This is a genomic window from Lysobacter antibioticus (genome assembly GCF_000731095.1).
GTDB lineage: Bacteria > Pseudomonadota > Gammaproteobacteria > Xanthomonadales > Xanthomonadaceae > Lysobacter > Lysobacter antibioticus_B.
The window spans coordinates 21,306-28,747 of record NZ_JMTZ01000053.1 but is presented as its reverse complement, the minus strand read 5'-3'; the positions used below and the strand labels follow the sequence as shown (position 1 = coordinate 28,747).

Below are 7,442 nucleotides of genomic sequence, written 5' to 3'. Positions count from 1 at the left end.
TTATGACAAAAGAAAGTAACCCGCCGCTTTAGTGGCGGAAGCTTTTAGCGTTTGATTTAGATCTTTATCTTGCGTGAGCGAAACGCCGCAAACCCCTTACAGCGTGGTCGCGGCTCGCGCCGCTCCTACCCTGTGACGGCACGCCGCTTCGATAGATGAATTCGGCATTGCAGCCTCTGCGCGTTCCGCGGTCGCGGCTCACGCCGCTCCTACAAGAAACGATCCGCAACGAGGGCGATTCGTCGCACCGGAACGCCTCGCCTTCATGGCTGCACGGAACCGGCATTCGCCGCTGCGCCGAACGACGGCAAGCGGCAACGCTCCGGCGGCGACAATCGGGGATCGTTGGGGTCCTGCGGCGGACGGGTTTGCGCGGACCAGAAGCCGGCACAGCTCGCGGTTTCGATCAGGGCGACGGTCTCGCAGAACACGTCCGGTACGAAACGGGCTTGCGGGTCGATCGAGGTGGACGACAGGGCGCCTGGTTTCTTGCTGTCGCGCAGGCAGGCGACAGCGTTCTGGGTGACGCTGCGCTCGCCGGATGGCGTGTTGACGGTGATCGTCGTGGTCGGGCCGTCGGACACGCCGCTGGAGTAGTCCGGCAGCAGTTCGGCGAAGGCCTTGGAATTCACTCGCTGGAACAGGGCGCGACGGTCCTTGTCGGCGATTTCGTGCGGGATCACCAAGTCGCCGCTCGCGCTGCGCAGCGGGTGGCGGCCGGTGAAGTCGCGGGCGCTGAAGATCGCCACACCGTCGGAGTTGATGCGCAACTTATAGACCGGACAGCTGTCGAGGCAGCCGCTACGTTCGATCTCGACCGTGGTGCGGTCGATGTCGCTCGCGGGAGGCCGGGCCGGCTTGCACGCCGCCACCGCGAGCATGAGCAAAGGCAATACGATCCAGCGCATGGTCCGACCTCCTGTCCCTAGAGTCTTGCTGCTTATCGAGTCTTGCAGCTCAGCGCAGGGCGTTGCGCCGCTTCTCGTCCATCCACTTCGATGCGGCGGCCGGCTGGTACTCGCTCATCCAGGCGAGCATCGTGTCGAGGTCGTCGCCGTGCCACAGGTCGCGGCGCTGGTCGGCGTGCAGGAAACGTTCTTCGACCATGCGGTCGAGCATCGACATCAGCGGCGTGTAGAAGCCGTCGATGTCGAGAAACGCGCAAGGCTTGTTGCCGATGCCGAGCTGGCGCCAGGTCAGCATCTCGAACATTTCGTCGAGGGTGCCGAAGCCGCCGGGCAGGGCGACGAAGCCCTCGGCGAGGTCGAACATGCGCGCCTTGCGCTCGTGCATCGAACCGACGATCTCCAGCTTGGTCAAGCCGCGGTGGGCGACTTCCCAGTTCACCAACTGCTCGGGAATCACCCCGATCGCTTCGCCGCCGGCTTCGAGCACCGCATCGGCGACCGTGCCCATCAGCCCGACGTTGCCGCCGCCATAGACCAGGGCGATGCCGTCCTTGGCCATGCGCGTGCCGAGCGCCATCGCGCGTTCGGTGTAGATCGGCTTGGAGCCGGAATTGGAGCCGCAGTAGACGCAGAGGCTTTGCATAGGGATTCGAGATTTGGGATTCGGGATTGGCAAAAGCAGGGTGAGAGCGATTCGGTTTCGGGAGCCTAAACGCAAAACGCCAGGCAAGGCCTGGCGTCTGCGTGGGCTTCAGGCGAGGCGGGAATGCAGTTGCGAATCCCGAATCCCCATTCCCGAATCCCGGCCGTCAATTGGCCTTATGAATCGCGCGCTTGTCGACCGCCATCGCCGCATCGTGGATCGCTTCCGACAGGGTCGGGTGGGCGTGGCAGATGCGCGCGAGGTCGTCGGCGGAGCCCTTGAACTCCATGGTCAGCACGCCTTCGTGCACGAGCTCCGACACGCCGACGCCGACCAGGTGCAGGCCGAGGACGCGATCGGTTTCGGCGTGGGCGATGACCTTGACGAAGCCGGCCGGCTCGCCCATGGCCACCGCACGGCCGATCGCCGCGAACGGGAAGCTGCCGGTCTTGTACGGCGTGCCTTCGGCCTTGAGCTGCTGCTCGGTCTGGCCGACCCAGGCGATTTCCGGCTCGGTGTAGATGACCCACGGAATGGTGTCGAAGTTGACGTGGCCCGGCAGGCCGGCGATGAGCTCGGCCACGGCGATGCCTTCCTCGAAGCCCTTGTGCGCGAGCATCGGGCCGCGCACGCAGTCGCCGACCGCCCACACGCCGTCGACGCCGGTGTGGCAATGCTCGTCGACTTCGATCTGGCCGCGCTCGTTGAGCTTGACGCCGGTGCCTTCGGCCAACAGGCCCTTGCTGGCGGCGCGACGGCCGACGGCGACGAGCAGCTTGTCGACCACCAGTTGCTGGTCGGCCTTGCCGTCGTTATAGGTCAGGTGGACGCCGTCCTTCTGGATTTCGGCCTTGCTGACCTTGGCGCCGAGCTTGATCTCCAGGCCCTGCTTCTTGAATTCCTTGGCGGCGGTCTTGGCCACTTCGGCGTCGGCCACGGCGAGGAAGTCGGGCAGCGCTTCGAGGATCGTGACCTCGGCGCCGAGGCGCTTCCACACGCTGCCGAGTTCCAGGCCGATCACGCCGGCGCCGATCACGCCCAGGCGCTTGGGCACTTCGGTGAAGTCGAGCGCGCCGACGTTGTCGACGATCTTGTCGCCGTCGAACTTGGCGAACGGCAGTTCGATCGAATCCGAACCGGCGGCGATGATGACGTTGGTGCCCTTGAGCTCGACTTCCGAACCGTCGTGCTGCTTGACCTTGACGATGTTGCCCGGGTGCAGGGTGCCGAAGCCGTAGTACGGCGTGACCTTGTTGGCCTTGAACAGCATCGCGATGCCGCCGGTGAACTGCTTCACGATCTTGTCTTTGCGGCCGACCATGGTGCCGACGTCGATCTTGGCGTTGTCGGCGCTGATGCCGTGCTCGCCGAACAGGTGCTGCAGGTTCCAGAACTGGCGCGAGCTGTCGAGCAGCGCCTTGGACGGAATGCAGCCCACGCGCAGGCAGGTGCCGCCGAGGGCGGGCTTGCCGTCCTTGCCGAGCGCGGCGTCGATGCAGGCGGTCTTGAGGCCCAGCTGGGCGGCGCGGATGGCGGCGTGATAACCGGCCGGACCGGCGCCGATGACGACTACGTCGAATTGTTCAGACATTGGGGGTCCTTGGTGGCTCGAAATGATTCAGAAGAAAAGGAGTGAGTATGGAAAAGTGAGAAATGAGTAAAGCAACGTCTGCCACTCACTCCTCACTCCTCTTTACTCTCAGCTCGCCCTTACATTCCGAGCAGCATGCGATGCGGATTTTCCAGCTGGTTCTTGATGTCGACCAGGAACAGCACCGCGTCCTTGCCGTCGATGATGCGGTGGTCGTAGGACAGGGCGATGTACATCATCGGTGCGGCGACCACGGCGCCGTTCTCGACGATGGCGCGTTCCTTGATCGCGTGCATGCCGAGGATGGCCGACTGCGGCGGGTTGACGATCGGGGTCGACATCAGCGAGCCGAAGGTGCCGCCGTTGGTGATGGTGAAGGTGCCGCCCTGCAGGTCTTCCAGGGCCAGCTTGCCGTCGCGCGCCTTCTTGGCGTAGTCGCCGATGGCCTTCTCGACGTCGGCGAAGCCCATGCGCTCGACATTGCGCAGGACCGGCGTGACCAGGCCCTTGTCGGTCGACACGGCGATCGAGATGTCGGCGTAGCCGTGATAGACGATGTCGTTGCCGTCGACCGAGGCGTTGACCACCGGGTGGCGCTGCAGCGCGTTGGCGGCGGCCTTGGCGAAGAAGCTCATGAAGCCGAGCTTGACGCCGTTGGCCTTCTCGAAGGACTCGCCCAGCTCCTTGCGCATCGCCATGACCTTGCCGAGGTTGACTTCGTTGAACGAGGTCAGCATCGCGATCGAGTTCTTCGACTGCATCAGGCGCTCGGCGATGCGCGCGCGCATGCGGGTCATCGGCACGCGCTCTTCCGGGCGGGCGCCCGAGGCATTGCCGACGCCGCCGGACTTGGCGTAGTTGAGGATGTCTTCCTTGGTCACCGCGCCCTTGCGGCCCGTGCCTTCGACCTGCGCAGCGTCGATGCCTTCCTTGTTCGCGGTGAAGCGCGCGCCCGGCGGCAGTTGGTCGTTGGAGGCTGCGGCCTTCGGGGCTTCGGCCTTCGGGGTGATCGGCTGGGCGCCGGCGGCCGGCAGCGCTTCGGCCTTGGCGGCGGCCGGAGCGGCTGCGGCGGCGGGCTTGGCTTCGGCGGCGGCGCCGGCCTCCACGATCGCGATCAGCTGCTGGCTGGTCACGGTCGCGCCTTCCTCGAACTTGATTTCCTTGAGCACGCCGTCGACCGGCGAGGGCACTTCGAGCACGACCTTGTCGGTTTCCAGATCGACCAGGTTCTCGTCGCGCTTGACCGCATCGCCCGGCTTCTTGTGCCACGTGGCGATCGTGGCGTCGGAGACCGACTCGGGAAGGACGGGGACTTTGATCTCGGTGCTCATGGGGCAGGCATCCTGGAGTGCTTGAAAGGGTGTGTGTCGTTCTTGGATGTAGGGTCGGCAGGCCAGCGCTTATTCAGCGCTGGACTCGCCTTGCAGCGAATTGACCAGCGCGTCGGCGACCAGCTTGGTCTGCTCGGCGACGTGGTCGGCCAGGTGGCCGGCCGCCGGCGACGGCGAACGCGCGCGGCCGGCGTAGTGCAGGCTCTGCTTCGGCGCCAGGCAGGCGGACAGGTGGTGGCGGATCTGGTACCAAGCGCCCTGGTTCTGCGGCTCTTCCTGGCACCACACCACGTCCTTGGCCGCGCTGTAACGCTTGAGTTCGGCCGCCAGCAATTCGCGCGGGAACGGGTACAGCTGTTCGATGCGCAGCAGGGCGACGTCGTCCAGACCGTCCTTCTGCGCCTGCTCGAACAGGTCGTAATAGACCTTGCCCGAGCACAGCACGACGCGCTTGACCTTCTTGACGTTGGCCTGGGCGTCGGGGATCAGGTGCTGGAACTCGCCGTTGGCCAGTTCATCCAGGGTCGAGACCGCGAGCTTGTGGCGCAGCAGCGACTTGGGCGTCATCACCACCAGCGGCTTGCGCGTGCTCATGCGCATCTGCCGGCGGATCATGTGATACGCCTGTGCCGGCGTAGTCGGCGCGCAGACCAGCATGTTCTCGAGCGCGCACAGCTGCAGGAAGCGTTCCAGGCGCGCCGAGCTGTGCTCGGGCCCTTGGCCTTCGTAGCCGTGCGGCAGGAACAGCGCCAGGCCGCACAGACGGCCCCACTTGGCTTCGCCCGACGACAGGAACTGGTCGATCACCACCTGGGCGCCGTTGGCGAAGTCGCCGAACTGGGCTTCCCAGATGTCCAGGGTCATGGGATCGGCGGTCGAATAGCCGTACTCGAACGCCATCACCGCTTCTTCGCTGAGCAGCGAGTCGATGATGGTCATGTCCGACGGCGTGCGCACCAGCTCGCGCAGCGGCATGACGTAGGCGTCGGTGCTCTGCTCGTGCAGGATCGCGTGGCGGTGGAAGAAAGTGCCGCGGCCGCTGTCCTGGCCGACCAGGCGCAGCTTGTAGCCTTCGCTGAGCAGGGTGGCGTAGGCCAGATTCTCGGCGAAGCCCCAGTCGCCGCCGAGCTCGCCGGCGGCCATCTTGCGGCGGTCTTCGTAGATCTTGGCGACGCGCGGGTGCAGCTTGACGTTGTCGGCGACCGCGTTGATCTGGGTGGCCAGGGCGTCGAGCTTGCTGCGCTCGAACTTGGTGTCGACCGGGTCGCTGAGCTTGCCAGACAGGTACTTGGACCAGTCGATGGTGAACTCGTCCGGCTTGACCTCGACCAGCTCGGTGGTGACCGCGCCCTGGTCGAGCTTGTCGCGGTAATTGTCGACCAGCGCCTGCGCGTCTTCGGCCTTGAGCACGCCTTCGGTAACGAGGCGGTCGGCGTACAGCTCGCGCGGGGTCTTGTGCTTGCGGATCACCTGGTACATCAGCGGCTGGGTCGCCGCCGGCTCGTCGGCCTCGTTGTGGCCGTGGCGGCGGTAGCAGACCAGGTCGATGACCACGTCGCGGCCGAAGCGCTGACGGAAGTCCAGCGCCAGCTCGGCGCAGAACACCACCGCTTCCGGGTCGTCGCCGTTCACGTGCAGGATCGGCGCGCCGACCATCTTGGCCACGTCGGTGCAGTACAGCGTGGAACGCGCGTCCTGGCGCTCGCTGGTGGTGAAGCCGACCTGGTTGTTGATGACGATGTGGACCGTGCCGCCGACCGCGAAACCGCGCGCCTGCGACATCTGAAACAGTTCCATGCCGACGCCCTGGCCGGCGAACGCGGCGTCGCCGTGCAGTAGCACCGGCAACACCTGCGCACGGCCGTTCTCGCCGCGGCGGGTCTGGCGCGAACGCACGCTGCCGGCGACCACCGGGTTGACGATTTCCAGGTGCGAGGGGTTGAACGCCAGCGCCAGGTGGACCGGGCCGCCCGGGGTGGCGACATCGGCGCTGAAGCCCATGTGGTACTTCACGTCGCCGGTGTGGGCGTGCTCGTCGTGGTCGAACTTGCCTTCGAACTCGTCGAACAGCTTGCGCGGCGGCTTGCCGAGGGTGTTGACCAGGACGTTGAGGCGGCCGCGGTGGGCCATGCCGATCACCACGTCCTGCACGCCCTGTTCGCCGGCGCGGCGGATGGTCACGTCCATCAGCGGGATCAGCGCGTCGCCGCCTTCCAGCGAGAAACGCTTCTGGCCGACGTACTTGGTGCCGAGGTAGCGTTCCAGGCCGTCGGCCGCGGTCAGGCGCTCGAGAATGCGCTTCTTGTCGTCGGCGCTGCGGGCGAACTTGCCGCCGGCGCCTTCCAGGCGTTCGTACATCCAGCGGCGCTGTTCGGCGTCGGCGATGTGCATGAACTCCGCGCCGATCGGGCCGGTGTAGGTGGCCTTGAGCAGGGCGAGCAGGTCGCCGAGCTTCATGCGTTCCTTGCCGGCGACGCCGCCGGTGCTGAACTCGCCCGACAGGTCGCTCTCGGACAGGCGGTGGAAGCCCAGCGCCAGGTCCGGCGCTTCCGGCTTCTCGAGCAGGCCCAGCGGATCGATGTTGGCGGCGAGGTGGCCGCGCGAACGGTAGGCGGTGATCACCTTGCCGACCGAGCGCTCGCGCTCGTCGCTGGCCTGGGAACCGCCCGCGGCGGCCGTTACGACGCCCCGGGAGGCGGCGCGGCTGGCGGCGGCGATGCTTTCGATGGCGGCCGAATGCGGGATGTCCCCGGCTTCGCGGCCCTTGAACCCGTCGAAATAGGCTTTCCATTTGCCCCCGACGCTTTCGGGGTCGACCAGGTACTGCTCGTACAGGTCTTCGATGAAGGCGGCGTTGGCGCCGAGTTGCGAGGATTGCGAGAACTGCTTCAGGAGACTGTCCACGATGGCTATCGGGAAACTCTAGGTGGGCGGATTGGGGTCGCGCATACGCCAGGGGCGCGCGGACA

At 66.2% G+C, this 7,442-nt stretch carries 5 protein-coding genes; all 5 read right to left on the bottom strand.

What is annotated here, in order from left to right; all coding sequences use genetic code 11:
- Positions 1-263: 263 nt before the first annotated feature.
- A complete protein-coding gene (locus tag EX88_RS0115970; RefSeq protein ID WP_152566307.1) occupies positions 264-908 on the bottom strand; it encodes a DUF6438 domain-containing protein in 645 nt (214 codons plus the stop codon).
- Positions 909-957: 49 nt separating this feature from the next.
- Positions 958-1,551 (bottom strand): TIGR00730 family Rossman fold protein, encoded by a 594-nt coding sequence (locus EX88_RS0115965; RefSeq protein WP_031372993.1) that lies wholly within the window; start codon positions 1,549-1,551, stop codon positions 958-960.
- A gap of 166 nt (positions 1,552-1,717) precedes the next feature.
- A complete protein-coding gene (gene lpdA, locus EX88_RS0115960; RefSeq protein WP_031372992.1) occupies positions 1,718-3,142 on the bottom strand; it encodes a dihydrolipoyl dehydrogenase in 1,425 nt (474 codons plus the stop codon).
- Positions 3,143-3,261: 119 nt separating this feature from the next.
- Positions 3,262-4,473, bottom strand: coding sequence for a dihydrolipoyllysine-residue succinyltransferase (sucB, locus tag EX88_RS0115955; protein WP_031372991.1), 1,212 nt, complete (start codon positions 4,471-4,473; stop codon positions 3,262-3,264).
- Positions 4,474-4,542: 69 nt separating this feature from the next.
- Complete coding sequence (locus tag EX88_RS0115950; RefSeq protein ID WP_031372990.1) at positions 4,543-7,377, bottom strand: 2-oxoglutarate dehydrogenase E1 component; 2,835 nt, start codon at positions 7,375-7,377, stop codon at positions 4,543-4,545.
- Between the last annotated feature and the right edge of the window lie 65 nt (positions 7,378-7,442).